This window comes from Vibrio genomosp. F10 str. 9ZD137 (assembly GCF_049974785.1).
Classification (GTDB): domain Bacteria; phylum Pseudomonadota; class Gammaproteobacteria; order Enterobacterales; family Vibrionaceae; genus Vibrio.
Genome location: NZ_JBNGCJ010000021.1, coordinates 1 through 299, shown reverse-complemented (window position 1 = coordinate 299; position 299 = coordinate 1). Strand labels below are relative to the sequence as shown.

General features: G+C 43.8%; 1 protein-coding gene. It reads left to right on the top strand.

Going from position 1 to position 299, the window contains the following annotated elements; translation table 11 throughout:
* Window positions 1-182 (top strand): efflux RND transporter permease subunit (locus tag ACP45E_RS00315; protein WP_141707148.1); only part of this gene is annotated, 182 nt, incomplete at its 5' end.
* Window positions 183-299: the final 117 nt, after the last annotated feature.

Here is a 299-nt window from a genome sequence, read left to right as displayed (position 1 = left end):
CTGTATGTATGGCTGCGGTAACGACGATCTTGGGCATGGTTCCACTGTTGCCAGATATCTTCTTTAAACCGATGGCAGTAACGATTATGTTTGGCCTAGGGTTTGCAACTGTATTGACGCTTATTGTGGTCCCAGTATTATACCGACTCTTTCACGGGCTCAAAATACCGAACAAGATTTAACGGTGACGGATGGGTGTGTTGATTACCGCTAGGAAAGAGATATAAACACGCAATGCCTCAGATACTTCACAGGGGCATTGTTTTATACCAATTGTAGTAAATAACGGTTCACCCTAG